Source organism: Aeromonas sp. FDAARGOS 1419 (assembly GCF_019047045.1).
Taxonomy (GTDB): domain Bacteria; phylum Pseudomonadota; class Gammaproteobacteria; order Enterobacterales; family Aeromonadaceae; genus Aeromonas; species Aeromonas veronii.
This window is the reverse complement of sequence record NZ_CP077209.1, coordinates 4248045-4273726: the sequence shown is the minus strand read 5'-3', so window position 1 is coordinate 4273726 and position 25682 is coordinate 4248045. Positions and strand designations below refer to the sequence as shown.

At 60.3% G+C, this 25682-nt stretch carries 24 protein-coding genes; 17 read left to right on the top strand and 7 right to left on the bottom strand.

Translation table 11 applies throughout. The features are described 5' to 3' along the window. Positions 1–75 precede the first annotated feature (75 nt). Both relA and rlmD read right to left on the bottom strand, forming a co-directional pair. A complete protein-coding gene (relA, locus tag I6L49_RS19625; protein WP_005335588.1) occupies positions 76–2289 on the bottom strand; it encodes a GTP diphosphokinase in 2214 nt (737 codons plus the stop codon). Positions 2290–2679: 390 nt separating this feature from the next. Further along, the gene (gene rlmD / locus I6L49_RS19620) at positions 2680–4002 is read right to left on the bottom strand and encodes a 23S rRNA (uracil(1939)-C(5))-methyltransferase RlmD (protein ID WP_216950191.1); all 1323 of its coding nucleotides are present in this window, start codon (positions 4000–4002) and stop codon (positions 2680–2682) included. A 153-nt stretch (positions 4003–4155) separates the two neighbouring features. Here rlmD and barA point away from each other — a divergent pair, with 153 nt between their 5' ends. From barA to galE, 7 genes are all read left to right on the top strand, one after another. Beyond that, on the top strand, positions 4156–6873 hold the full coding sequence (gene barA, locus I6L49_RS19615) for a two-component sensor histidine kinase BarA (protein ID WP_204385085.1): 2718 nt from the start codon (positions 4156–4158) through the stop codon (positions 6871–6873). Positions 6874–6962: 89 nt separating this feature from the next. After that, positions 6963–7442, top strand: coding sequence for a DUF1456 family protein (locus I6L49_RS19610; RefSeq protein WP_005343323.1), 480 nt, complete (start codon positions 6963–6965; stop codon positions 7440–7442). Between the two features lie 34 nt (positions 7443–7476). After that, positions 7477–8364, top strand: a complete 888-nt coding sequence (locus I6L49_RS19605; protein WP_216950190.1) for an N-acetylmuramoyl-L-alanine amidase — start codon at positions 7477–7479, stop codon at positions 8362–8364. Between the two features lie 155 nt (positions 8365–8519). Further along, positions 8520–8987, top strand: coding sequence for a Dps family protein (locus I6L49_RS19600; protein WP_005343312.1), 468 nt, complete (start codon positions 8520–8522; stop codon positions 8985–8987). A gap of 289 nt (positions 8988–9276) precedes the next feature. Then, entirely contained in the window at positions 9277–10926 is a 1650-nt protein-coding gene (gene hcp / locus I6L49_RS19595; RefSeq protein WP_216951686.1) for a hydroxylamine reductase, read from the top strand. A gap of 110 nt (positions 10927–11036) precedes the next feature. Then, a complete protein-coding gene (locus I6L49_RS19590) occupies positions 11037–12026 on the top strand; it encodes a hybrid-cluster NAD(P)-dependent oxidoreductase (RefSeq protein WP_216950189.1) in 990 nt (329 codons plus the stop codon). A 94-nt stretch (positions 12027–12120) separates the two neighbouring features. Then, on the top strand, positions 12121–13134 hold the full coding sequence (gene galE / locus I6L49_RS19585) for a UDP-glucose 4-epimerase GalE (RefSeq protein WP_216950188.1): 1014 nt from the start codon (positions 12121–12123) through the stop codon (positions 13132–13134). 70 nt (positions 13135–13204) lie between these two features. Here the strand turns inward: galE and I6L49_RS19580 are convergent, their stop codons facing one another. Next, positions 13205–13906, bottom strand: a complete 702-nt coding sequence (locus tag I6L49_RS19580) for a phosphatase PAP2 family protein (protein WP_216950187.1) — start codon at positions 13904–13906, stop codon at positions 13205–13207. A 258-nt stretch (positions 13907–14164) separates the two neighbouring features. On the opposite strand from I6L49_RS19580, the gene mpl reads away from it, so the two are divergent. Both mpl and I6L49_RS19570 read left to right on the top strand, forming a co-directional pair. After that, entirely contained in the window at positions 14165–15535 is a 1371-nt protein-coding gene (gene mpl / locus I6L49_RS19575) for a UDP-N-acetylmuramate:L-alanyl-gamma-D-glutamyl-meso-diaminopimelate ligase (protein ID WP_005362853.1), read from the top strand. After that, positions 15532–16143 (top strand): flavin prenyltransferase UbiX, encoded by a 612-nt coding sequence (locus I6L49_RS19570; protein WP_151287389.1) that lies wholly within the window; start codon positions 15532–15534, stop codon positions 16141–16143. Before mpl ends, I6L49_RS19570 begins: the two co-directional genes overlap by 4 nt. 72 nt (positions 16144–16215) lie before the next feature. On the opposite strand, the gene I6L49_RS19565 is transcribed toward I6L49_RS19570, so the two are convergent. Continuing rightward, positions 16216–16830, bottom strand: a complete 615-nt coding sequence (locus I6L49_RS19565) for a TetR/AcrR family transcriptional regulator (protein ID WP_042079938.1) — start codon at positions 16828–16830, stop codon at positions 16216–16218. Between the two features lie 201 nt (positions 16831–17031). Here I6L49_RS19565 and hpt point away from each other — a divergent pair, with 201 nt between their 5' ends. From hpt to I6L49_RS19525, 8 genes are all read left to right on the top strand, one after another. Further along, positions 17032–17562, top strand: a complete 531-nt coding sequence (hpt, locus tag I6L49_RS19560) for a hypoxanthine phosphoribosyltransferase (RefSeq protein ID WP_005335618.1) — start codon at positions 17032–17034, stop codon at positions 17560–17562. Positions 17563–17673: 111 nt separating this feature from the next. Beyond that, the gene (locus I6L49_RS19555; RefSeq protein WP_005354634.1) at positions 17674–18591 is read left to right on the top strand and encodes an ABC transporter ATP-binding protein; all 918 of its coding nucleotides are present in this window, start codon (positions 17674–17676) and stop codon (positions 18589–18591) included. Further along, positions 18588–19361: an ABC transporter permease gene (locus I6L49_RS19550; RefSeq protein ID WP_005362866.1), complete on the top strand. Its 774-nt coding sequence runs from the start codon at positions 18588–18590 to the stop codon at positions 19359–19361. The genes I6L49_RS19555 and I6L49_RS19550 overlap by 4 nt, the downstream gene beginning before the upstream one ends. Positions 19362–19587: 226 nt before the next feature. Next, entirely contained in the window at positions 19588–20739 is a 1152-nt protein-coding gene (locus I6L49_RS19545; RefSeq protein ID WP_216950186.1) for a double-cubane-cluster-containing anaerobic reductase, read from the top strand. A gap of 9 nt (positions 20740–20748) precedes the next feature. Continuing rightward, on the top strand, positions 20749–21531 hold the full coding sequence (locus I6L49_RS19540) for an acyl-CoA dehydratase activase (protein ID WP_104016372.1): 783 nt from the start codon (positions 20749–20751) through the stop codon (positions 21529–21531). Then, positions 21528–21836: a DUF3343 domain-containing protein gene (locus tag I6L49_RS19535; protein WP_124241701.1), complete on the top strand. Its 309-nt coding sequence runs from the start codon at positions 21528–21530 to the stop codon at positions 21834–21836. Before I6L49_RS19540 ends, I6L49_RS19535 begins: the two co-directional genes overlap by 4 nt. Positions 21837–21850: 14 nt before the next feature. Next, positions 21851–22270 carry a MauE/DoxX family redox-associated membrane protein gene (locus I6L49_RS19530; protein ID WP_236398956.1) on the top strand — a complete coding sequence of 140 codons (420 nt, stop codon included), beginning with the start codon at positions 21851–21853 and terminating at the stop codon, positions 22268–22270. 4 nt (positions 22271–22274) lie between these two features. Continuing rightward, entirely contained in the window at positions 22275–22802 is a 528-nt protein-coding gene (locus tag I6L49_RS19525; protein WP_151287393.1) for a rhodanese-like domain-containing protein, read from the top strand. Positions 22803–22880: 78 nt separating this feature from the next. Here I6L49_RS19525 and I6L49_RS19520 read toward each other — a convergent pair whose 3' ends face one another. The 3 genes from I6L49_RS19520 to panC form a co-directional block, all read right to left on the bottom strand. Beyond that, the gene (locus I6L49_RS19520) at positions 22881–24248 is read right to left on the bottom strand and encodes a cation:dicarboxylase symporter family transporter (RefSeq protein WP_216950184.1); all 1368 of its coding nucleotides are present in this window, start codon (positions 24246–24248) and stop codon (positions 22881–22883) included. A gap of 149 nt (positions 24249–24397) precedes the next feature. Next, a complete protein-coding gene (locus tag I6L49_RS19515; RefSeq protein WP_041210222.1) occupies positions 24398–24748 on the bottom strand; it encodes a putative quinol monooxygenase in 351 nt (116 codons plus the stop codon). Between the two features lie 24 nt (positions 24749–24772). Beyond that, positions 24773–25630, bottom strand: a complete 858-nt coding sequence (panC, locus tag I6L49_RS19510; protein ID WP_124928564.1) for a pantoate--beta-alanine ligase — start codon at positions 25628–25630, stop codon at positions 24773–24775. Positions 25631–25682 lie beyond the last annotated feature (52 nt).

Genomic DNA, 25682 nt, shown 5'->3' with positions numbered 1-25682 from the left:
GCTTGTTGATTCGTACCGCAGGGGCAAAACAGTGACCGACCTGGCGGTCGGTCACAAGTTGGTTCTTGATGACAATCAGAGGCGCTTGGCGCTAATTACGTCATTGAGCTGACTGAGCTTGGCCAACGCCCGGTTGAAAGCGTTGATGTTGTAAATCTCCAGCTCCATGTCGATCTCCGCGGTCTGCTCGCGCACATTGGAGCGCGAGCGCACCCCCATCACATTGATCTTCTCGTTGGCCAGCACGGTAGTGATATCGCGCAGCAGGCCGGAGCGATCGTTGGAGATGATCCGGATGGTGAGGCCGTAGCCGCCGGAGTAGTTCTCCCCCCACACCGCATCGATCAGCCGCTCGGGGTTGCGACGTGACAACTCTTTCAACTGCTCGCAATCTTCCCGGTGAATGGATACGCCGCGCCCCATGGTGATAAAGCCCTGAATGGAGTCCCCCGGAATGGGCTGACAGCAACGGGCAATATGGGTCATCAGGTTGCCGACCCCTTCCACCACTATGTGGTCTTTGGGCTTGTGGCGCATCGGCGCATTGGCCTTCTGCTCCAGCTTCTCCAGCAGGCGGCGATCTTCCTCTTCCGCCGTCGGCTTGTTGTAGCAGGTGTCGAGATAGTTGAGCACCTGGTTGATGCGGATATCACCGCTGCCGATACCGGCCAGCAGATCGTCGGTGCTCTCCAGATTGAAGCGGCGCAGCATGTTGCCCTTGTCGATCTTGGACATGCTGAGGTTGTGGCGATCCAGCTCCTTCTCGAACAGCTCGCGACCGGCCACGATATTCTTGTCCCGATCCAGTTTTCTGAACCAGGTCGCCACCTTGGCCCGCGCCCGGCTGGAGCGCAGGAAGCCGGCGTTGGGGTTCATCCAGTCGCGGCTCGGGTTCGGCTCTTTCTGGGTGATCACCTCCACCTGATCGCCGGTCTGCAGCGCATAGGTAAACGGCACGATGCGGCCGTCAATCTTGGCGCCGATGCAGCGGTGGCCGATCATGCTGTGGACGTGATAGGCAAAATCGAGCGGGGTGGCGCCAGCCGGCAGGTCGATGACATCCCCTTTCGGGGTGAAGACGTAGACCCGGTCCTCGAACACCTGACTGCGCAGATCTTCGAGCAGGGAGCCGCTCTCGGAGAGATCCTCCTGCCAGGCGAGCAGCTTGCGCAGCCACTCGATCTTGTCTTCGAAGGTGTTGGCCTTGCCGCCAGCCTGTGCCCCTTCCTTGTAGCGCCAGTGCGCCGCGACGCCGAGCTCGGCATCCTGATGCATCTGGTCGGTACGGATCTGGATCTCGACGGTCTTGCCCTCCGGCCCCACCACTACGGTGTGGATCGACTGATAGCCGTTGGGTTTGGGGTTGGCGACATAGTCGTCAAACTCGCGAGGAATGTGGTGGAACTGGGTATGCACGATACCGAGCGCCGCATAGCAATCCTGCAGACGCTTGGTCACTACCCGCACTGCGCGCACGTCGAACAACTCGTTGAATTCGAGGTGCTTCTTCTGCATCTTGCGCCAGATGCTGTAGATATGTTTCGGCCGACCGTACACCTCGGCGTCAACTCCCGCCTCTTTCAACCCATTACGCAGGGATTGCACAAACTCGCGGATATAGCGCTCTCGGTCGAGCCGCTTCTCGTCGAGCTGCTTGGCGATCTGCTTGTAGGTATCCGGGTGCAGGTAACGGAAGGCGAGATCTTCCAGCTCCCACTTGAGCTGGCCGATGCCCAGACGGTTGGCGAGCGGTGCATAGATATTGGTGATCTCCTGGGCCATCAGCACCCGGGTCTCTTCATCTGCCGTCTTCGCTTCCCGCAGGCAGGCGATCCGCTCCGCCAGCTTGATCACCACGGCGCGCACATCCTCGACCATGGCGAGCAACATACGACGCACGTTGTCGACCTGCTCCGGCGAGGTTTCGCTGCGATGGAGGGTCTGCAGGGAGCGGATGGCCTCCATCTCCAGCACCCCTTCCACCAGCTTGGCGATCTTGGAGCCAAAGTCCTCGTCCATCCGCTCCTGGCTGATGAGACCGGCTTCGACGAAGGGGTAGATGATGGCCGCTTTGAGGGTACCGATATCCATGCTGAGCATCTGCAGGATGCCCACCATTTCGATGCCGCGCACCAGCAGCTTGCTGGTCAGCGCCTCGTCACCGAGCGTCAGACAATACTGGTAGACGGTTCGCAGCTGATCCTTTTCACTGTCACTCAAGGAGAGCGAGCTGACCCACTCTTCCAGGGTGAAGTTGTCTTTCAAATGAATATCGCGAACCGCAACCATGGTATCAATCCTTTAAATTATCGGGCCGAAAGCTGTCACTTTCTCCCCTCATGAGATTGCCTCAAATGGGGATATCCAGCGCACTTTTCAAGGCATATTGTCCAGAAAGACAATAGAGCGCGCCAACAGGCCCTGCCGAACGACGAGGGTCTAGATTACCCCAATCACATCAGCTCAAACAGACGCAGACATGCCAGATTACATATCCGCATCGCCGAACTGATGAGCAGGATTACTTCATATACACACCTGCTCAAACAGCCGCAGACACGCCAGATTACATATCCGCATCGCCGTACTGATGAGCAGGATTACTTCATATACACACCTGCTCAAACAGTAACAAACATGCCGGATGACCTATCCGGCATCGCCGAACTGATGAGTCATTTACTCCCGTTCAAACAGCGCCATGGACTCCAGATGACCGGTGTGAGGGAACATGTCGAGCATGCCGAGGCGCACCAGACGGTAACCCCCTTTCACCAGTACCTGACTGTCCCGCGCCAGGGTGACCGGGTTACAGGAGACGTAGACCACCCGCTTGGGTGAAAGTTTCACGACGTGTCCCATCACTTCCAGCGCGCCGGGACGAGCCGGATCCAGCAGCACCAGATCAAACCCTTCCCGCGCCCAGGACATGCCGACTATGTCATCGCTCAGGTCGGCCTTGTAGAAACGGGCATTGCTGATGCCGTTGCGACGGGCGTTCTCTTCGGCCCGCTGCACCATGGCCAGTTCACCTTCCACACCCACCACTTCGCGAGCCTGACGGGCCAGCGGCAGGGTGAAGTTGCCGATGCCGCAGAAGAGATCGAGCACCTTGTCATCCTTGCTCGCCCCGAGCCATGTCAGCGCCTGCTCAACCATGCTCTGGTTGATGGGGCCGTTGACCTGAATGAAATCACCGGGAGCAAATGCAAGAGACAGGCCATCCAGCGAGTAGGATGGGGAAAATTGTTGCTGCAGCGCTTCGATGCGATCATCGGCCGCCTGCAGATAGAGGTCGATCCCCTGCGCTTTTGCAAAATCCACCAGCAGGGCGCGATCCGCCTCATTGGGGCGACCAATGTGGCGCAGCAGCATCATGATCCCCTGCTCGGCCTGGATAAGCTCCGCATGGCCCAGCTCGCGCTGGCTCTTCAAGCGATTGAGGCATTCACGCAGCGGGGCAATCAGCGCAGAGAGCGGCTCGGCCAGTACAGGGCACCCTTCGATTTCCACCAGATCGTTGCTGTTGCGGCGGCGGAAACCGACCCGGGTGCAGCGACCGTTCTTGTCAAATTTGATGGCCAGACGACAGACCCGGCGGTAGGCACGATCTTCACCGGTCAGTACCGGCTCCAGCGCCGGCGCCTTGATGTTGCCCAACCGCTCGAACAGGCTGACCAGTCCCGCCGCCTTGGCGGCTTGCTGATCGGCAACCGACATGTGCTGGGCACTGCAACCGCCGCACTCGCGATAGTGGCCGCAAAAGGGAGCGATACGATTAGCCGCCGGGGTCACCACCTGTTGCAAGGCGGCGTGACCATACTGTTTTTTTTCTTCGGTGATGCGTGCCTTGACGGTCTCGCCGGGCAGAGCCCCTTCGACGAAGATCGCCTTGCCCTGATGGCGACCGATACCGACGCAGTGGTGATCGAGGGTGTCTATCGTAAATTCAATGCGTTGGAGCTGGGTGGACTTCTTTTGGGGCTTGAAAAACTGGGCCATAAAACTTGGTGCCTATAGGTGGCTATGTCATGATTGTGGAATCTGCTGCCGGGTATTGTCCCACAAGAATAATAGTATGACCAAATACGGCCACAGAGCCCGTGTATTGCCATCAACCCTATCGCCAACCCTGTTCACTGGTGGCCTGTTCGTATGACCAAATATGGCCTGAGAGCACGCGTTCTCGCCTTCACCATCCTGCCAACCCTGATCATCGGTGGCCTGATGGCCGGTTACTTCACCTTCCACCGCTACCAGCAGCTGGAAAACAACCTCATTGATCAGGGGATCAACATTATCGAACCGCTGGCGATCGCCAGTGAATACGGGATGACCCAGCACAGTCGCGAATCCCTCAAGCGGCTGATTGGCCTGACCCATCGCAAGAACTCCCCCTTCATCAAGTCCATCGCGGTTTTCACCCAGGACAACCAGCTGTTCGTCACCTCGAACTACCACCGGGATTTCACCCGGCTCAGGCTGCCCGATGGCGAGCCAATTCCGGATCTGACCAGCGTGACGTTTCAGGGGGATGACATCATTTTGCGCACCCCGATCCAGGCTGAAACCAGTCTGGATGGCTTCCCGCTGCCCAGCGATGTGGAGCCCCCGATGATCGGCTACATCTCGATGCAGATGGCGACCGATCGGGCCATGCTGCTGCAGTACCGCGACACCTTCTTTGCGGTGATCATGGTGCTCATCGGGGTCGCCTTCAGTACCCTGTTTGGCTTCCGGCTGGTCAAGAGCGTGACCCAGCCCATCACCAACATGGTGCAGGCGGTGCACAAGATCAGGGAGGGGCGGCTCGATACCCGGGTCAGCGGCCAGCTCACCGGCGAGCTGGATATGCTGAAAAACGGCATCAACGCCATGGCCAAGGCGCTCTCCGAATATCACGAAGAGATGCAGCAGAATATCGATCAGGCTACCTCTGACCTGCGCGAAACCCTGGAGCAGATCGAGATCCAGAACGTCGAGCTCGACATGGCCAAGAAACGAGCGCAAGAGGCGGCGCGGGTCAAGTCGGAGTTTCTGGCCAACATGTCCCACGAATTGCGTACCCCGCTCAACGGGGTCATCGGCTTTACCCGCCAGCTGCTGAAAACCAGCCTGACCCCGAGCCAAACCGACTACATGCAAACCATCGAGAAGTCGGCGCGCAACCTGCTTGGCATCATCAACGACATCCTCGACTTCTCTAAGCTGGAAGCAGGCAAGCTGCAGCTGGAGCATATCCCGTTCAGCCTGCGCGATACCCTCAACGAGACCATGCACCTGCTCGGCCCCAGCGCCCACGACAAGCAGCTGGAGCTCTCCCTGCGGGTGGATGCCGATGTGCCGGACTACCTCACCGGCGACCCCATGCGTCTGCAACAGGTGCTGACCAACCTCACCGGCAACGCCATCAAGTTCACCGAGCAAGGCAACGTGGATGTCCATATCGAGCAGACCGGCAGTGGCAACCACAAGGTGAGGCTCAACGTCCAGATCCGCGATACCGGCATCGGCATCTCCCAAGAGCAGCAACATCAGCTGTTCCAGGCCTTCAATCAGGCTGACTCCTCCATCTCCCGCCGTTATGGCGGCACGGGCCTGGGCCTCGTCATTACCCAGAAGCTGGTGCAGCAGATGGGCGGCCAGATCCGCTTTGAATCGGAGCTCGGCAAGGGCTCCATCTTCTCCTTCAGTCTGGATGTGGAGGTATCCCCCCTGCCCCAGACCGATCAACTGCCGCTGGATCGGATCCGTGGCAAACGGCTCTGGCTGCTGGAACCGGATCCCTTCGCGCAAGCCTCCCTGCTCGCCCTGTTGGCGGAGTGGCACCTCGACGTGCACCCACTGACCAGCGATGATCCCTGGCCCGAGATGAGCGAGCAGGAGATGGTGATCATCGGCAGCAGCACCCTGCATACGCCGCAGCAGGTGCTCGGCCGTCTCGACAGACTGAGCGGCCAGCAGCAGAACACCATAGTACTGCTCAGCAGCCACGAGCCGGCGCTCTATGAAGCGATGCTGGCCCATGGCGCCCAGCACTGTCTCTCCAAACCGGTCAACCACCGCAAGCTGCTGCACGCCCTGCTCTCGCCGGAATCGAGCCGCCAGAAGCTGCCCGCGCAACCTGCGCCGCGCCAGTTGCAGCCGATCAAGGTGCTGGCGGTGGACGACAACGCCGCCAACCTCAAACTGATCGCCGCCATGCTCAAGGAGATGGTGAGTCAGGTGGTGGTGTGCAAAAACGGCAAGGAGGCGGTCAAACAGGCCCAGAGCCAACCGTTCGACATCATCTTCATGGATATCCAGATGCCGATCATGGATGGCATCAGCGCCACCCAGGCGATCCGCAACCAGTCCCTCAACACCACCACCCCGATCGTGGCGGTGACCGCCCACGCCATCCCCGGCGAGCGGGAGCGGCTGATCCGGCAGGGGATGGACGACTATCTGGCCAAACCCATCGACGAGAGCATGCTGGCCCAGCTCATCACCGACTTTGCCCATCGCCGCCACCAGAATAATGGTGCCCAACAGATCGACTGGGCACTGGCGGTGCGGCAGGCGGCGGGGAAAGAGCATCTCGCCAGAGAGATGCTGACCATGCTGCTGGCCAGTTTCGACGAGGTCGAGCCAGTGCTGGATAGCGCACTGGCGGGCGAAATTGAAGATAGCGAGGTGCTGGCCCAGCTCCATCGCCTCAACGGCGGCTGTGCCTATTCCGGGGTGCCGGGACTGCAACGGCTGCTCTCCCAGCTGGAGCAACAGCTGCGTGACGGCGTGCCGGTGAGCGAGCTGGAACCAGAGCTGCTGGAGCTGCAAGATGCGCTGGAACTGGTGCGCCAGGAGGCGCCCCGCTATCTCGGCAAGGCTTGATGAGCTTGACCTGAACTGTATCGGCCCCCGCTTTTTCTGACGCGAGGGCCGCCAGATGGTAAAGTTGCGCCGTTTACACAGGAGTCAGCATGACCAACAACGATATTCTGCGCCGTCTGCGCTACGCCCTCACCATCAGCAACGACCAGATGGTCGAGATGTTTGCCAAGGGCAACCTGACGGTCACTCACGCCCAGCTGCACAGCTGGTTGATGAAAGAGGCAGCGGAAGGTGAAGAGCAAGAGGCAGGCTATGTCGCCTGTCCCGACTCGGCCCTGAGCCAGTTCCTCGACGGTTTCATCATCGCCCGCCGCGGCGTGCGGGAAGATGCACCGCCCCAGGTGATCCCGAACCGGATCAACAACAACATGATCCTGCGCAAGCTGCGCATCGGTCTCAACTTCAAGGAAGAGGATATGCTCGGCACCCTCAAGCTCGCCGACTTCAACCTCTCCAAGTCCGAGCTCAGTGCCCTGTTCCGCTCCAAGGATCACAAGCACTATCAGGATTGCGGGGATCAGATCCTGCGCAACTTCCTGATCGGTCTCACTGCCAAATACCGCGGCTAACCAGCCGCGCGACTGACCAGAGCGGGCCTTCGACATGTGCCAGCGACTCACTCCTCCCACGCTCAGCAGCCTGGCTGCGGCAGGGGGATGGCGCTGGCGCTGTCTTCTTCCCCTCTTCTTTCTGCCACTGGTTCTGCTGCTGAGCGCCTGTACACCGTCCGAGTACCAGCTATCTACCCGCTATCAGAGCGCCAACCAGAACGAGCGGATCGCCTTTCTGATCCTCCACTACACCGACGAAGACGATGCCAATTCCCTGCGCCTCTTGACCGAGCCGGAGCACAAGGTAAGCGCCCACTACCTGATCCCCCGCGACAGCCACGAGACCCCGCTCACCGTCTATCAGCTGGTGCCGGACAACGCGCGCGCCTGGCATGCGGGACGCAGCCGTTGGCACCAATATGCCGGGCTCAATGCAAGCGCCCTTGGCATCGAGATCGTCAACCTTGGCTATCCGCCGGAAGATGAGCCGCTGGCCCCCGATGCCCGCCGCTGGCAACCCTATACCCCGCAGCAGATAGCTGCCGTCGGCGCCCTCAGCCGGGAGCTGGTCGCCCGCTACCAGATTCCACCGACCCAGGTGCTGGGCCACAGCGATGTCGCCCCCGAGCGCAAGCAGGATCCCGGCCCTCACTTCCCCTGGCGCCAGCTCTATCTGACGTATGGGGTCGGCGCCTGGCCCGATGAAGGTCGGGTGGCCGAGTTGCTGGCCAGCCCCTTGCCCGACTGGGATGCGGCCATGTGGCAGCAGCAGTTGGCCCGCTATGGCTATGGCCTGCCCCGGAGCGGCCAGTGGGATGAGCAGAGCCGCGCCGTCTTGGGCGCCTTTCAGCTCCACTTTCGCGCCAGCAAGGTCGATAGCAAACCGGACCGCGAGTGTCAGGCCATCCTGATGGCGCTGCTCGAAAAATACTTCCCCTAATCCTCATCCATTGCCCCCGTTGCTGCGTACTGTTTGATAGCCGTTAGCTATCAAACAGTTAGGCACAAGCAATTGTCCCTGCATTTTGCAAGGCGTTATTCTGACTGCGTTCCGAAAGAGAATTTAAAACCGATTTCCAAATCTGGAGGTGAATGATGAAAAGCCCGATTGGTCTTGATACTGCTCAATCACAAGCCCTGGCAGCCGAGTTGAACAAATTGCTGGCCAGCTACCAGATCCTCTACATGAACGTGCGCGGCTTCCACTGGAATATCCGTGGCAACCAGTTCTTCGAACTGCACCTGAAATTTGAAGAGATTTACAACGACCTGCTGCTGAAAGTCGATGCGCTGGCCGAGCGGATCCTGACCCTGGATGGCGTGCCCATGCACAGCTTCAGTGAATACCTGAAAGTCTCTGCCATCCCGGAGCAGAAGGGGCTGCACGATGGCCGCGCCTGTGTCGAATCCTTGCTGGATAGCTTCCGCGAACTGCTGGTCGCCCAGCGCCGTATTCTGGGCCAAGCCGCCGAAGCCGGTGATGAGGGCACGGCCTCCATCCTCTCCGACTATGTGCAGCAGCAGGAAAAACTGGTCTGGATGCTGCGCGCTTATCTGGCCTGATAGTGAACCAAGCCGACTACAGCGTACGTATGCTGGCTTGAGTAAGTACCGGGCCGAAAGCTCCTGACCAGACCACGGCCCAATCAGTCTGATTGTTATGTTCTGTTGCAAACCTGAGTTGTCTCTCCTTTTATCCACCCGCTTGCCGCCCTGTTTGGGCGGCTTTTTTTGTTTTTGATCTGCATCAAGGGAATCTTAATTGGCAAATTGAATACCTATTAAGTTTTTCGCGAGAGGAATAGAATCACCACAAAACAGACAACTGAAATGTCCAATTAGGAGAGACATGATGTTTTGTGTGCAATGTGAACAGACAATTCGTACCCCGGCAGGCAACGGCTGTGCCTACGCACAAGGTATGTGCGGCAAGACGGCGGAAACCTCGGATCTGCAGGATGTGCTGATCTACACCCTGCAGGGGCTCAGCGCCTGGACGCTGGCCGCCCGCGAGCAGGGCATCATGGATCGCGAGATCGATGCTTTCGTGCCCAAGGCCTTCTTCGCCACCCTCACCAACGTCAACTTCGACTCGAATCGCATCGCGGCCTACGTCAATCAGGCCCTCGCCTATCGCCAGCAGTTAGCCGATCGTCTGACCGCCATGGCGGTGCAGGTCAACAACTTGCCACAGTCCGCTTATTTCGAGCCCGGTGCCGAGCTGCTGGAACAACTTGCCCATGCCGCGCCAGCCGCCCCCAATCGGGGCAAGAACGAAGTGAACGAAGACATCATGGGGCTGCGCCTGCTCTGCCTCTACGGCCTCAAGGGCGCCGCCGCCTACATGGAGCACGCCCGGGTGCTGGATCAGCAGAGTGACGAGGTGGCCGCCGAATTCCACCGCATCATGAGCTGGCTAAGCACAGACCCGAGCGAAATGGGTCGGCTGTTCAGCTGCGCCATGGAGATCGGTCAGCTCAACTTCAAAATCATGGAGATGCTGGATCTCGGTGAAACCAGCGCCTTCGGCCATCCGGAGCCGACCCAGGTACGCGTAACCCCCATCCCCGGCAAGTGCATTCTGGTCTCCGGCCACGACATGATGGATCTCAAGCTCATTCTGGAGCAGACCAAGGGGACCGGCATTCATGTCTACACCCATGGCGAGATGCTGCCCGCGCTGGCCTACCCCTTCTTCAAGCAGTACCCCCATCTGGTGGGCAACTACGGCTCCGCCTGGCAGAACCAGCAGAAGGAGTTTGCCAACTTCCCGGGCGCCGTGGTGATGACCTCCAACTGCATCATCGACCCGAATGTGGGCAACTACTCGGATCGCATCTTCACCCGCTCCATCGTCGGCTGGCCAGGCGTCACTCATCTGGAGGGGGATGATTTCTCCGCTGTGATCGCCAAGGCGCAAGCGCTGGAAGGCTTCAAACACACCGAGCTCGAGCACTTCATCACCATCGGCTTTGCCCGCAACGCTCTGATGCAGGCCGCCCCCGCGGTGATCGAGAAGGTCAAGGCCGGAGAGATCGGCCACTTCTTCCTGGTGGGTGGCTGTGACGGTGACAAGGCCGAGCGCGCCTACTTCACCGAGTTTGCCAAGGCGGCGCCGCGCGACAGCCTGCTGCTCACCCTGGGCTGCGGCAAGTACAAGTTCAACAAGCTCGATTTTGGCGATATCGGCGGCATTCCGCGCCTGCTGGACGTGGGCCAGTGCAACGATGCCTACTCCGCCATCCAGCTGGCACTGGCACTCTCAGAGGCGTTCGAGTGCGGGGTCAACGATCTGCCGCTGACGCTGGTGCTCTCCTGGTTCGAGCAAAAAGCCATCGTCATTCTGCTCACCCTGCTCTCCCTCGGGGTGAAGGACATTCGTACCGGGCCGACCGCCCCCGCCTTCCTCACCCCGGCCCTGCTCAAGGTGCTGGAGGAGCAGTTTGGCCTGAAAGGGACCACCACGGCCGAGGCTGACTTGGCCGAGATCCTGGCGGCCTGACATTCCAGCATGTTGTAAGCGTTTGGCGAGCCGCCCGGCTCGCCTTTTTTCTGGATCCGGCTTTTTCACCAGACGTTTTTCGAACCGTTTCAAACCTAAGGAGCCTTGTGATGACCTCTCTCACGCTCACCTGCATTGGCCGCCAACAGAACACCCACGACGTAGTGAGCTGGCAGCTCGCGCCGCTTTCCGGCAGCCTCCCTCCCGTACTGGCTGGCCAATGCATCACCCTGCACACCGAGATCGACGGCCAGCCCCACTGCCGTGCCTATACCCTCTCCTCCAGCCCGCAGGATGCCTGCTGGCAGGTCACCATCAAGGATGTGGGACGGGTATCTCGCCATCTGCACCAGACCCTGCAAGTGGGAGACAAGATCCGGGTGGATGGTCCCTTTGGCGATTTCAACCTGACCAACCTCCCTTGCAAACGGCCACTGCTGCTCAGTGCCGGTTCCGGCATCACGCCCATGTGGGCCATGCTGCGGGACGAGCTCGCCAAACGGCCGGATGCCGATATCCGCTTTATCCATAGCGCCCGCTCGCCAGCAGATGTGATCTTCGCGGATGACTTGGCTGCATTGGCCGAAGCTCATCCCGGTGTACGCCATGCCCTGATTCTGGAAGATGCCCCTGCAGATCACCCCTGGATTGGCCGACTCACCCCCGCCATGCTGGCCGAACTGGCCCCGGATCTACGCGAACGCCATGTCTATCTCTGCGGCCCGGCCCCCTATATGGCGGCGGTCGGCACCATGCTGGCAGAGCTGGGATTGCCGCCGGAGCAACTGCATCAGGAGTCCTTTGGTTTTCCCCCCGCAGAGCCCATCAAGACCACCAGCGACCACTTCTGGCTGACCCTGAAAAAGAGCGGCAAAAAGGTGAAGATCCTGCCAGGTCAGACCCTGTTGGCGGCACTGGAAGCGGCGGGCGAAACCATAATGGCCGCTTGCCGCGCCGGGGTATGTGGCAGCTGTCGTTGCACCACCACAGGTGACATCGAGCGCCAGAGCGTGATGACCCTGAGTGCTCAGGATCTGGAGAGCGGCGTTGCTCTGGCCTGCTCCTGCACCGCGAAAGGGGATATCAGTCTCGATTATTGAGATACACAAAGGGCTTCATTGGTATCTCAACCTTTTCCCGAGCGGGCAGGACGGGTAGACTCTGCCCCAGTTTCACCAGAACACGGGATAAAAAATGACAATACTGGTCACAGGGGGCGCCGGCTATATCGGCTCCCACACCCTGGTTGAGCTGCTCGGCGCGGGGCAGCAGGTCGTGGTCCTCGACAACCTCTCCAACTCCTCACCGGAGTCACTCAAGCGGGTCGAGCAGATCACCGGCAAGCCGGTCACCTTCGTCGAAGGGGATGTGCTGGACAGAGCCTGCCTACAGCAGGTGTTCGCCAACAACCAGATCGAATCGGTCATCCACTTCGCCGGTCTCAAGGCGGTCGGGGAGTCGAGCCAGAGCCCGCTCACCTACTACCAGAACAACATCAGCGGCACTCTGGTGCTGTGCGAAGAGATGGCCAAGGCCGGGGTTTTCCGGCTGGTATTCAGCTCCTCGGCCACCGTCTATGGCGATCCCGCCTCGGTACCGCTGCGGGAAGATTTCCCCACCAGCGCCACCAACCCCTATGGTCGCTCCAAGCTGATGGTGGAGGAGATCCTGCGCGATCTCGCCAAATCCGATCCCCGCTGGGCTATCGTACTGCTGCGTTACTTCAACCCGGTCGGCGCCCACGAGAGCGGCCTGATTGGTGAAGATCCCAACGGCATCCCCAACAACCTGTTGCCCTATATCAGCCAGGTGGGTGTCGGCAAGCTCAAGGAGCTGGGGGTATTTGGCAACGACTACCCGACTCCGGATGGCACCGGCGTACGTGACTACATCCATGTGGTGGATCTCGCCATCGGCCACCTGAAAGCACTGGCGCGCATCAAGAGCGACACCGGCGTCTTCACCTACAACCTGGGCACAGGTCAGGGCTACTCGGTACTAGAGATGGTCAAGGCGTTTGAAGCGGCCAGCGGCCGACCCATTCCCTACCAGATCAAACCCCGTCGCCCGGGCGACATCGCCGAGTGCTGGGCAGAGCCGACGCTGGCCCGTGCCGAGCTGGGCTGGCAGGCAGAGCGCGGTCTGGAGCAGATGATGGTCGATACCTGGCGCTGGCAAAGCAACAACCCGAACGGCTATCAAGGCTGATGATCTAGCGGGTGGATAACAGAACGCCCCGACATTTTCATGTCGGGGCGTTTTATTTTGCGACGTTCAATCAGTGGGCCTGACTGCGCAGCAGCGGCACACGGGCCAATCGGGGGGCGATGCGCTCTATCAGCCGATCCGCCAGCGGGGTCAGCAGCAACCAGGGCAGACAGAGGGTCGCCAGCCCCAGTGCGCCGACGTAGACATCGGTAAACCAGTGGGCACCAGCCAGAATGCGCGGCGCGGAAAAGATCGGCACCATCAGCAATGCGGTGACTCCCGCCCAGCGCGGCAGATAGCGCAGGGCAAAACCGGCGAAGACCATCAGGAACAGAGCGTGATCCCCGGGGAAGCTGTCACCGGAAGAGTCCTTGGTCGGAATACCGCTGATCTGGGTCACCCGCAGCGCATCAGCCACCATCAGGGTCGGGCTGGGTCGCTCCACCGGCAATCGGTGACCAAGCTGGTTGATCACCAGAGCACTCAGCAGCATCACTATGCACATCGCCACCAGCTGGCGACGACCCGCCAGATCCCGTGCAAAGAAACATCGGGCCAGGATCAACCCCATACAGGCCAACACCGCCAGATCGAACAGCCGGTTATTGGTGATGGCCACCAGATCGGCCCACAGAGCCGACTGGCCAAGCCAGCCGTTAACGGTATGAAAAATCGCGAGGTCCCACTGATCCCAGGGACCATGAGCGGGCAGCGCAGCCCAACTGATGGCCACCAGACCACCGACCAGATAGCAAAGCAGGAACTTGCCCATGGGGACTCTCCTTTGGAAAAGGGCGATATCGTAAAACTGTAGCGTGCGTCACAAAACCGAAGAATTGTAAGAAAGTGCGACACAATATCAAGCCTCAAATAAAGCCCACCAGCCCATTCCAATCTCGCATATCCCAACAGCGCCAAGATTTCTGCCTCCGGTGCTGCATCTGTGGGCCGCTCACCATGAGTGCGGCTTGTGCCACCACCGCAACACCCCCTAGAATGCGCACTTCCCTTTACTGCGAAAGGAAGCGGTATGCATATTCACATTCTCGGGATCTGCGGCACCTTTATGGGTGGTCTGGCGGTGTTGGCAAAACAGCTTGGTTACCGGGTGACCGGTTCGGATGCCAACGTCTATCCCCCCATGAGTACCCAGCTCGAGCAACAGGGCATCGAACTGACCGAAGGCTATGACCCCTCCCAACTCGATCCGGCGCCGGATCTGGTGGTGATCGGCAACGCCATGAGCCGCGGCAACCCCTGTGTTGAATATGTGCTGGACCGCAATCTGCCCTACATCTCCGGTCCCCAGTGGCTGCTGGAGCACGTGCTGCAAGATCGCTGGGTGCTGGCCGTTGCCGGCACCCATGGCAAGACCACCACCGCCAGCATGTTGGCCTGGGTGCTGGAGTACGCCAAACTGGAACCCGGTTTCCTTATTGGCGGCGTGCCGGGCAACTTCCCGGTCTCCGCCCGTCTCGGCTCCGCCCCCTTCTTTGTCATCGAAGCGGACGAGTATGACTGCGCCTTCTTCGACAAACGCTCCAAGTTCGTCCACTACCATCCGCGCACCCTGGTGATGAACAATCTGGAGTTTGACCATGCGGACATCTTCCCGGATCTCGCCGCGATCCAGCGCCAGTTCCACCACCTGATGCGCACCGTGCCGAGTAACGGCCGGGTGCTGTTCCCGCAAGCCGATGACAATCTCACCGCCGTGCGCAAGATGGGCTGCTGGAGCGAAGTGGAGCTGGTGGGTCAGGATGACGCCAAGTGGAAAGCGGTCAAGCTGGCCGATGACGGCTCCGCCTTCGAGGTGTGGCTGGATGGCGAAAAGCAGGGTGAGGTGCACTGGGAGTGCATCGGCGAGCACAACGTCAACAATGGCCTGATGGCCATCGCTGCCGCCCGTCATGCTGGCGTGATGGTGGAGCACGGCATCGCGGCGCTCTGCCAGTTCAAATCCCCCAAGCGGCGGATGGAGCTCAAAGGCGAAGTGGCGGGCATCAGCGTCTATGACGACTTTGCCCACCACCCCACCGCCATCGAGACCACCCTCGGCGGCCTGCGTGCCAAGGTAGGCAGCTCACGTATTCTGGCGGTGCTGGAGCCTCGCTCCAACACCATGAAGCTGGGGGTTCACAAGGAGGAGCTGGCTGGCTGCTTCGATGGCGCCGACGAGGTGTTCTTCTTCCAGCCCCCCAACATCGGCTGGGATCTCGGCGAGGTGACGGCCCATATGACCCGACCCGCCAAGGTATTCAACGATCTGGAGACCCTGATCAACCGGCTGGTGGCCGAGAGCCGTGATGGCGACCATATTCTGATCATGAGCAACGGCGGCTTCGGTGGCATTCATGACAAGCTGATCGCCCGCCTCAAGGATTACCACGGCGAACTATGAACAAAGCGATCACCCTTGCGCTGACCGGCGCCTCCGGCGCCCCCTACGCCCTGCGCCTGCTTCAGTGTCTGGTGCAGGCAGACTATCGGGTCTACCTGCTCGCCTCCTCGGCAGCTCGTGTGGTGCTCAAAACCGAGCAGCAGCAGGATTGGCCCGGCTCGCCGAAAGAGCTCTCTGTTTATCTTTGTCGCCAATATGGCGCCAAGGAGGGTCAGATTGTCGCCTGCGGCAAGGAGGAGTGGTTCTCGCCGGTCGCCTCCGGTTCGGCGGCCCCCAAACAGATGGTGGTCTGCCCCTGCTCCATGGGCACCATCTCGGCCATTGCCAACGGCACCTCCGACAACCTGCTGGAGCGAGCAGCGGATGTGGTGATCAAGGAGCGCGGCCAGCTGATCCTGGTGCCTCGCGAAACCCCCTTCTCGGCGATCCATCTGGAGAACATGCTGAAACTGGCACGGCTCGGGGTGACCATCATGCCTGCTGCCCCCGGTTTCTATCATGAGCCGAAAAGCATCGAAGATCTGGTGGACTTTATGGTTGCCCGCATCCTTGATCATCTGGGTGTCGAGCATGAGCTGACCCACCGCTGGGGCTATGGCCACCAGTGAGGTGACCGCCATATCCGGCCATAAAAAAACGGCGCCACTCAATGAGTGACGCCGTTTTTTCGTTAAGCCGTGTTAGCGAGCCTGAATTGGCGCCGTCACGTACTTGAACAGGAAATCAGTCACCTCTTGGCGCGCCGGGCGCTGGGGTTGATTGATCATCTGCATCATCACATAGCCAAAACCGGTCAGAGAGCGGGCCAGATCCTGTGCTGACAGCACGCTGGTGATCTCCCCTGCATCCATGGCGGTTTGCAGCTCGCTGGCGATCAGCTCAAGGCAGTGATCGAGCAGCCGGGTATAGCGGGGCCATACCTCTTCCCGAACCGATGAGCTCCACTCCAGCCAGATACCGGCATAATCCGGTTGATCGTAGGCGGCATCGACAGAGAGGCGTACATGACGCTGGATCTTGTCGAAAATGGAGCCCTGGTCACCGTATGCCTGCGACAGCATCTGGTTCACAAAGCGTTCGATCTCGGCCAGCACCTCATCTACCAACTCCTCGCGGGTGTTGAAATAGTTGAAGACGGTAGCCACAGAGACCTTGGCCTGTTCGGCTATCTCGGCGTGACCTGCACGGCCAATGCCGCGACGGGAGAACACCTCGATGGCACATTCCATCAATTGGGAGCGACGAGCTTCCGGCGACAGCCGGGTACGACGTCTTATTTCTGCGCGTGGTTCCATAGTTTTTATCATCTAATAGTTATTGATTATGGTGTTTATAGTATTTTAACTAATCATGCCTGAGTGCCTGCTAACTCTATCAATTAAAATAAGCCGATAAAAGCACCACGTATCTCTAGCACCCTTCAACATGAGTGGTAGAATCATCGGTTTTGATATTCATGAACGGCCAAATCCCCTTTGGCCTTATGGGAGTAAGTGATGAAACACACCGTCGAGGTGATGATCTCCGAGGCTGAAGTAGCCGCCCGGATCGCCAAATTGGGTGAAGAGATCACCGCCCGCTATCAGGGTTCTGACGAAGTCGTGATGATTGCGTTGCTGCGCGGTTCCTGCATCTTCCTGGCCGACCTCTGCCGCCAGTGCCAGCTGCCCATCACCCTGGACTTCATGACCGCCTCCAGCTACGGCTCCGGCATGCACAGCACCCGTGACGTCCGCATCCTCAAAGACCTGGACGACGACATCAAGGGCAAGGATGTGGTGATCGTGGAAGACATCATCGACACCGGTTACACCCTCAACAAGGTGCGCGAGATCCTCTCCCTGCGCGAGCCGAAATCCCTGGCCATCTGCACCCTGCTGGACAAACCCTCCCGCCGCGAAGTGCAGGTGCCGGTCGACTGGATTGGCTTCGCCATTCCGGACGAATTCGTGGTCGGCTGCGGCATCGACTACGCCCAGAAGTACCGCAACCTGCCGTTTATCGGCAAAGTGGTACCCCAGGAGTAAGCCAGGTTCAGGAATATCACGGGTGAAGCGGCCTTGCGCCCTTTACTCTGTGCAGGCGGCCTTGGCCGCCTTTTCTGTATCGAGCCGGATTCAACCATCACAGAGGTTGCAATGAACGCACTGGAAATCAGCGGCCTGAAAAAGACCTATCAGGGGGGCGTCGAAGCCCTTAAAGGCATCGATCTTACCGTCAGGCAGGGGGATTTCTTCGCCCTGCTAGGCCCCAATGGCGCGGGCAAATCCACCACCATCGGCGTCATCAGCTCGCTGGTGAACAAGAGCGCCGGCAAGGTGAAGGTGTTTGGCTACGACATCGACAGCGATCTGGAACAGGCCAAGGCCCAGCTCGGACTGGTGCCGCAGGAGTTCAACTTCAGCCAGTTCGAGAAGGTGATCCAGATTGTCACCCATCAGGCCGGTTTCTACGGCGTACCCAAGGCGGAAGCCAAGATCCGCGCCGAGAAGTACCTGCGCCAGCTCGATCTGTGGGAGAAGCGCGACATGCCTGCCCGCACCCTCTCCGGCGGCATGAAGCGCCGCCTGATGATCGCCCGCGCCCTGATGCACGAGCCCAAGCTGTTGATCCTCGATGAGCCGACCGCCGGGGTCGATATCGAGATCCGCCGCTCCATGTGGACCTTCCTCAAGGATCTCAACGAGCAGGGCGTCACCATCATCCTCACCACCCACTATCTGGAAGAGGCCGAGATGCTCTGCCGCAACATCGGCATCATCGACAAGGGTCGTCTGATCGAGAACACCAGCATGAAGAATCTGCTGGGCAAGCTGGGTCGCGAGACCTTCCTACTCGACCTTGCGCCAGGTTCTGCCGTACCTGAGGTACCAGAGTTCAACGGCCGGATGCCGGATGAGCGCACCCTTGAGGTGGATCTCGACAAGAGCCAGTCACTCAACAGCCTGTTCGAGCAGTTGTCGAACCAGCAGGTGCAGGTCGTGAGCATGCGCAACAAGGCCAACCGGCTGGAAGAGCTGTTCGTCAATCTGGTCGAAGAGGGGAGAAAAGCATGAATCTGGCCATCTACTACATCGCCTTCAAGAGCATTCTGGCCAAAGAGGTGAGCCGCTTCACCCGGATCTGGATCCAGACCCTGGTGCCACCGGCCATCACCATGAGCCTCTACTTCGTCATCTTCGGCAACCTGATCGGTTCGCGCATCGGTGACATGGGTGGCTTCACCTACATGGAGTTCATCGTGCCCGGCCTCATCATGATGTCGGTGATCACCAACTCCTACTCCAACGTCGCCTCTTCCTTCTTCAGCGCCAAGTTCCAGCGCAATATCGAGGAGATGCTGGTGGCGCCGGTGCCCAACTACGTCATCATCGCCGGTTACGTGGGCGGAGGCGTGGCACGCGGCCTCTGTGTCGGCCTCATCGTCACCCTGGTGTCGCTGTTCTTCGTGCCGCTGCAGATCCACCATCTGTTCAGCGTCTGCGTCACCGTGCTGCTCACCGCCATCCTCTTCTCGCTGGGTGGCCTTATCAACGCTGTGTTTGCCAAGACCTTCGACGACATCAGCATCATCCCCACCTTCGTGCTGACACCGCTCACCTATCTGGGCGGGGTGTTCTACTCCATCAGCCTGCTGCCCCCCTTCTGGCAGGGTGTCTCCCAGGTGAACCCCATCATCTACATGGTGAACGCGTTCCGTTACGGCTTCCTCGGCATCTCCGACGTGCCGCTCGGCACCGCCTACCTCATCATCATCGGCTTTATCGTGGCCCTCTACGGTATCGCCTGGTGGCTTATCTCCCGCGGCACCGGTCTGCGCCACTGATTGCCAAAACGGGCACCTCGCGGTGCCCGTTTTTTATTCCCCCTCTAGCCCCTTCAACCTGCCAGCCCCCTTCTCAATAACCTGCCTGTTATTAAGGATTTACCTGACACCTTGTGATCCACCGCAATTTTCGAATTACCCCCAAAGGTATAATTCTCGCGGTTGGATGTGCCGTCACGGATGGCTCGTCCGTCTCTTCATTTCTCTCATCAGGGCAGGATCGCCTATGTCACTTATCACCGAGTTGCCAGCCATATTCGATAGTTTTTCAGATGCCCGTCGTCAGGGCTTTCTGGCTGTGATGGCACTCAAGGAGCGACAGATCCCCCTGGTCGGCACCTACTGCACCTTTATGCCGCAGGAGGTGGCGATGGCTGCCGGCGCAGTGGTGGTATCGCTCTGCTCCACCAGTGACGAAACCATCGAGGAGGCCGAGAAAGACCTGCCCCGCAATCTCTGCCCGCTGATCAAGAGCAGCTATGGTTTCGGCAAGACCGACAAGTGCCCCTACTTCTACTTCTCCGATCTGGTGGTGGGGGAAACCACCTGCGACGGCAAGAAGAAGATGTACGAGTACATGGCCGAGTTCAAACCGGTGCACGTGATGCAATTGCCCAACCGCGCCGATGACGAGGCCTCCCGCACCCTGTGGCGCAGCGAAATCGTCCGCTTCAAGGAGCTGTTGGAGCAGCAGTTTGGCAAGCCCATCAGCGAGCAGGCATTGCGAGAGGCCATCGTGCTGAAAAACCGCGAGCGCCGCGCGCTGGTCGACTTCTACCGGCTGGGTCAGCTCAACCCGCCGGCGCTGAGCGGCACCGACCTGCTCAAGGTGGTCTATGGCGCCACCTTCCGCTTCGACAAGGAGCAGCTCATCAGCGAGCTGCAGGAGATGACCCGCCGCATCAAGGCCGAGTATGCCGAGGGCAAGCGGCTCGATGCCCGTCCGCGCATCCTCATCACCGGCTGCCCCATCGGCGGCGCAGCTGACAAGGTGGTGCGCCTTATCGAGGAGCACGGCGGCTGGGTGGTGGGTTACGAGAACTGCACCGGCGCCAAGGCGACCGAGCAGTGCGTCAGCGAAGAGGGTGACCTGTTCGATGCGCTGACCGACAAGTATCTGGCCATCGGCTGCTCCTGCATCTCCCCCAATCACCAGCGTATGAATCTGCTGAGCCAGATGGTGGAGGAGTATCAGGCAGACGGGGTGATCGACGTGATCCTGCAGGCCTGTCACACCTATGCGGTGGAGTCGCTCGCCATCAAGCGCCATGTGCGCGAACGCCACGGCATCCCCTACATGGCGGTCGAGACCGACTACTCCAGCGCCGACAAGGGACAACTGGCGACCCGGCTGGCCGCCTTTATCGAAATGCTGTAAGGAGGCGCCGTGTCACTCTCCATCGGGATTGACTCGGGCTCCACCGCGACCAAGGGGATCCTGTTCGACCACAATGATGGCGGGCGCATCGTCCGCCGTTTTCTGGTGCCAACCCCCTTTCGTCCGCTGGCCGCCATCGAGCAAGGCTGGGAGGAGCTCTCGGCCGATTTGCCAGAGCGCCCCCACCTGACCCTGACCGGCTATGGCCGCGATCTGGCGTCGTTCGCCGATCGCCGGGTTACCGAGATCTCCTGCCATGGGCTGGGGGCTCGCCTGCTCTGCCCGTCGGTACACACCGTCATCGACATCGGCGGCCAGGACAGCAAGGTGATCCAGCTCGATGGCGAGGGCAACCTCACCGACTTTCTGATGAACGACAAGTGCGCCGCCGGTACCGGTCGCTTTCTCGAGGTGATCACCCGCACTCTGGGGGCGCGGGTAGAGCAGCTTGACGAACTGCTGCAAGGGGCCGAGCCCCACGATATCAGCAGCATGTGCACCGTGTTTGCCGAATCGGAGGCGATCAGCCTGCGCTCCGCGGGCATTCCGGCCGAGTCGATCCTGGCCGGCATCGTCCGCGCCATGGCCCGGCGCAGTGCCAACTTTATCGGCCGCCTCGGCGCCAGACCGAGCGTGCTCTTTACCGGCGGCGTCAGCCACTGCGCCACCTTCCGCCACTATCTGGCCGAAGGGTTGGGCTGCGAGGTCGCCACCCACCCGGACGCCCAGTTTGCCGGTGCGCTGGGGGCCGCCCTGTTCGGCGCGCGCGCCAGCACGGGAGGCAAATCATGAATCAGGAGTTTCTCTACCTGTTCCACTCCACCCTCGGCACGGTCAGGCTGCGCAAACGGCTGGAGCAGCACGGTCAGTCGTTTCGGGTCTGCGATGTGCCGCGCCTGCTTAGCGCCGGCTGTGGCCTAGCCATTCGCCTCCACTGCCCGCCAGACGAGTGGCAGCAGTGGTGCCAGAGCGGTGAAACCGCCGCAGTCTTTCGCTGCGAAGCGGACGGCGACTATCAGGAGCTGGCCCGCTATCCGGCCGATAGTCAGGACATGGCGAAGCAAACACCTGTGGCAGGCAGTCGGAGTCATGGATGATAAAGAGCTATCCCATGGCCGTTTATCTGCGCATGCTGGCCAATCTGGCGCTGGGGGGATTCTTCCTCGCCTCCGCCGGGTTCAAGCTGGCCTCCCCCGCCCTGTTCATCGATCAGATCGGCGCCTTTGGCCTGATCTGGCCGCCGCTGCTCCCGTTCGCCGCCTGGGGGCTGATTGCCCTTGAGTTCTGCGCAGGGCTTGCAGTCATCGCCAACCGGCGCTGGGGATTGTGGCTGGTGATCGGGCTGCTCGCCCTGTTTATTCCGGTGTTGGGCTATGGCGTTGCCATCGGGCTCGACATCTCTTGCGGCTGTCTTGGCAGGGCTGATCTCAGCTCGTTGCCGGAGGCCATTGTGCGGGATCTGCTGCTACTGACGCTTGCGGGCGCCCTGCTGCGAACTTCCCGCCCCGTTTTTCCCGTACTAAAGGAGTAGTGACATGATGACATTGCGATCCCGCACTCTGGTGGCCTCGCTGATTGCGGCCAGCTTTGCCCTCGCGGGCTGTGGCGACAACCAGTTCGAGCAGGAGGTGAAGCTGGAACAATCGGCTGTGCAGCTGGCACAGGAGGCGCAGCAGGGGGGCTATCAGCTGCTGACCGTGGCCGAGTTGAAAACCCGGATGGACAAGGGCGAGGAGCTGGTGATCATCGACACCATGCCCTATGAGGACTCCTACAAGAAGGAGCACATCCCGGGCGCCAAGAACTTTGCCTTCGTGAAAGAGGCCAAGGCTGGCGACAACTGGAGCGAGATTGTCGAGGGAAGCGGTACACCGGAGCAGTTCCAGACGCTGCTGGGTGAAGACAAAGCTCGCCCAGTGGTGATCTACTGCGGCTTCGTCAAGTGCGGCCGCAGCCACAACGCAGCCGCCTGGGCGGTCAATCAGGGCTATCAACAGGTCTATCGGGTGCCGGGCGGCATCTTCGCCTGGAAAGGGGCCGGTTACCCCGTCTCTGCCGAGTAATACCTGCTCACAAGGTAACACAGTCGACATAAAGAAGCCCGCAACTGCGGGCTTCTTTCATATTGGGGAACGCTGGGGTTAGCTGGCGGCCTGCTGCTCCAGCACCTGCGTCTCGGCCAGCTGCTGTTTGCCCAGCAGGCGCTTGGTGATCATCGCCGCCATGATGGAGCCATTGACGTTGAGAGCAGTACGGCCCATGTCCACCAGCGGCTCGATGGCGATCATCACCCCCACCAGCGCGATAGGGAAGTTGAGGGTGGAGAGCACGATCAGCGCGGCGAAGGTGCCGCCACCGCCGACGCCGGCCACCCCGATGGAGCCCAGCGCAATTACCGGCAGCAGAGTCAGCAGGAACAGGGGATCAAACGGGTTGATACCGAGCATGGGAGCAATCATCGCCACCATCATGGCCGGATAGATGCCGGCGCAACCGTTCTGGCCGAGGTTGGCACCGAACGAGGCGGCAAAGTTGGCGATGCTGGCGGGCACCCCAAGACGCTGCTGGGTCTCGATACTGAGCGGGATGGAAGCCGCGCTGCTGCGGGAGACAAAAGCGAAAGTGAGCACGCCCCACACTTCCCGCAAATAGTGCAGCGGGTTCTGACCGATCAGCAGCAGGATCACCATGTGTACCGCAAACATCGCCAGAATGGCGACGTAGCAGACCAGAATAAAGCCGAGCAGGCTGAGGATCTCGCTCAGGGGATAGTGGGCCACCACCCGGGCGATCAGCGCCATCACGCCATAGGGGGTGAGCGCAATCACCACCCGCACCATCTTCATCACCCACAGTTGCAGGGTATCGATGGCCACGGCGGCGCGAGCCCCCGCCTGCGGATGCTCCACCTTCAACTGCAGCAGGGCAACCCCCGCCAGCACGGTGAAGATCACCACGCCGATCACCGAGAGACCGCGGCTACCCGCCATATCGGCGGCAAAGTTGGTTGGCACCAGCGAGAGCAGCAGGGCCGGCAGGGTCTGGGCACTGTCGATGGTGCTCATGCTCTGTTGCAGCGCTGCCGTGTCGCTGCCGTGGCTCAACAGCCCCTCGGCAGTGAGACCACTCAGATGGGTCACCATCATCCCCACCACACCGGCGATCATCACCAGGGTCAGCATGGAGCCGATCAGTACGGCGCTGATCTTGCCGAGAGACTGGGCCTGCTCCAGCTTGTTGATGGCGGAGAGGATGGAGGTGAACACCAGCGGCATCATCACCACCTTGAGCAGGCTGACATAGCCGCCGCCGATGATATTGACCCACTCCAGGGTCTGCTGAATGCCGGCATCATCGGCGCCCCAGCCCAGTTGCAGCGCCAGCCCGAACAGGGCGCCAAGCAGCAGACCCGCAAGTACCTTGCGCGAGAGCGGCACAGTAGAGGGAATCCGGGTCAGGGCAAAACAGAGCAGACAGAAAACAAGCGATGTAATCAGGACAAACATCATGAATACCTGTAGCGGCCATCAGGCCGAGAGTGGATTGAAACAAAGGGGGATGCGGGTAGGGCCGCAGAACAAAACGCCGGGATGCAGGAGAGTGCAGGCGTGAAAAAGCAGCGGACGCCCGGGAAGGCGTCCGCTGACAATCGGGGGAATTACTTCTTTACGGGGGCGTCGTACTGTTCGGGTTCGTCGCTATAGACGCAGACGTTCCACTTGGCAGCCAGGCCATCGTCGGCCAGACAGTAACGCTCGAAGAAAGCCTTGATCTCGGCGCGCTGGCAGTGCGCCTCGAAAGAGGCCATGTCTTGCCAAATCTCGTTGAACACGATGGGGAAGCTCTCCCCCTCGGCAAACGGGCTGGCGATGTGGCGGGTTACCCGATATTGCAGGCAGCCATCCTCACGCAGAGTGTTGGGCTCCAGTGCCTGCAACACCTGAAACAGGGCCTGCTCCTGACCGGCTTTCGGCAGGAATTGGGCGATGCAATAAACCTTCTTGGACATGAGATCCTCCTGTGGGCGACTCGCTCAGGCTTGCTGTAGCGTGACCACCCGGTTGTCGATAAGACGGGCCTTGCCGAGATAAGCAGCCATCAGGATCACCAGCTGTTCGCTCTCGTCGGTAGCCGCTTCGAGGTTGGCGGCATCGACGATGTCGATGGCATCGGTACGAAAACCGGCGTTGTCGAGACGCTGGCTGGCCTGCGCCACCAGGGAGGGCAGGTGGTGGTCACCCGCTTCAATCTGCTCGGCGATCCAGTTCATGGTGCGCGCCAGCTCGGGGGCGATGGCCCGCTCGGCAGCTGTCAGGTAGCCGTTGCGCGAAGAGAGCGCCAGCCCGTCTTCGGCCCGCACGGTGGGCACACCGACGATCTCGATGGGCATCGCCATGTCGGCCACCATCTTTCGAATAAGCGCCAACTGCTGGTAATCCTTCTGGCCAAAGCAGGCCACATCCGGCTGTACCAGATTGAACAGCTTGGTGACGACGGTGCTGACACCGCGGAAGTGACCCGGACGCAGCGCCCCCTCCAGCAGATTGGAGAGACCCGGCACCTCGACGAAGGTCTGGCTGGCCAGCCCCTGCGGATACATGATCTCCGGGGTCGGGGTGAATACCATGTCGACGCCGGCGGCTTCCAGCGCAGCGCAATCCTGCTCCAGAGTGCGCGGATAGTTGGCAAGATCCTCGGCCTTATCGAACTGCATCGGGTTGACGAAGATGCTGACCACCACCTTCTCGGCGTGGCTGTGCGCCTCCTTCACCAGCGTCAGGTGGCCCTGATGCAGATTGCCCATGGTGGGCACGAATGCGATGGCACGCCCTTCACGGCGCCATTGGCTTATCTGCTCACGCAGAACGACGGGATTATTTACGACCAACATCAGCAGTTCACCTTCCGATAAATCAAAAAGAGAGACGGGTTGCATCCACAGA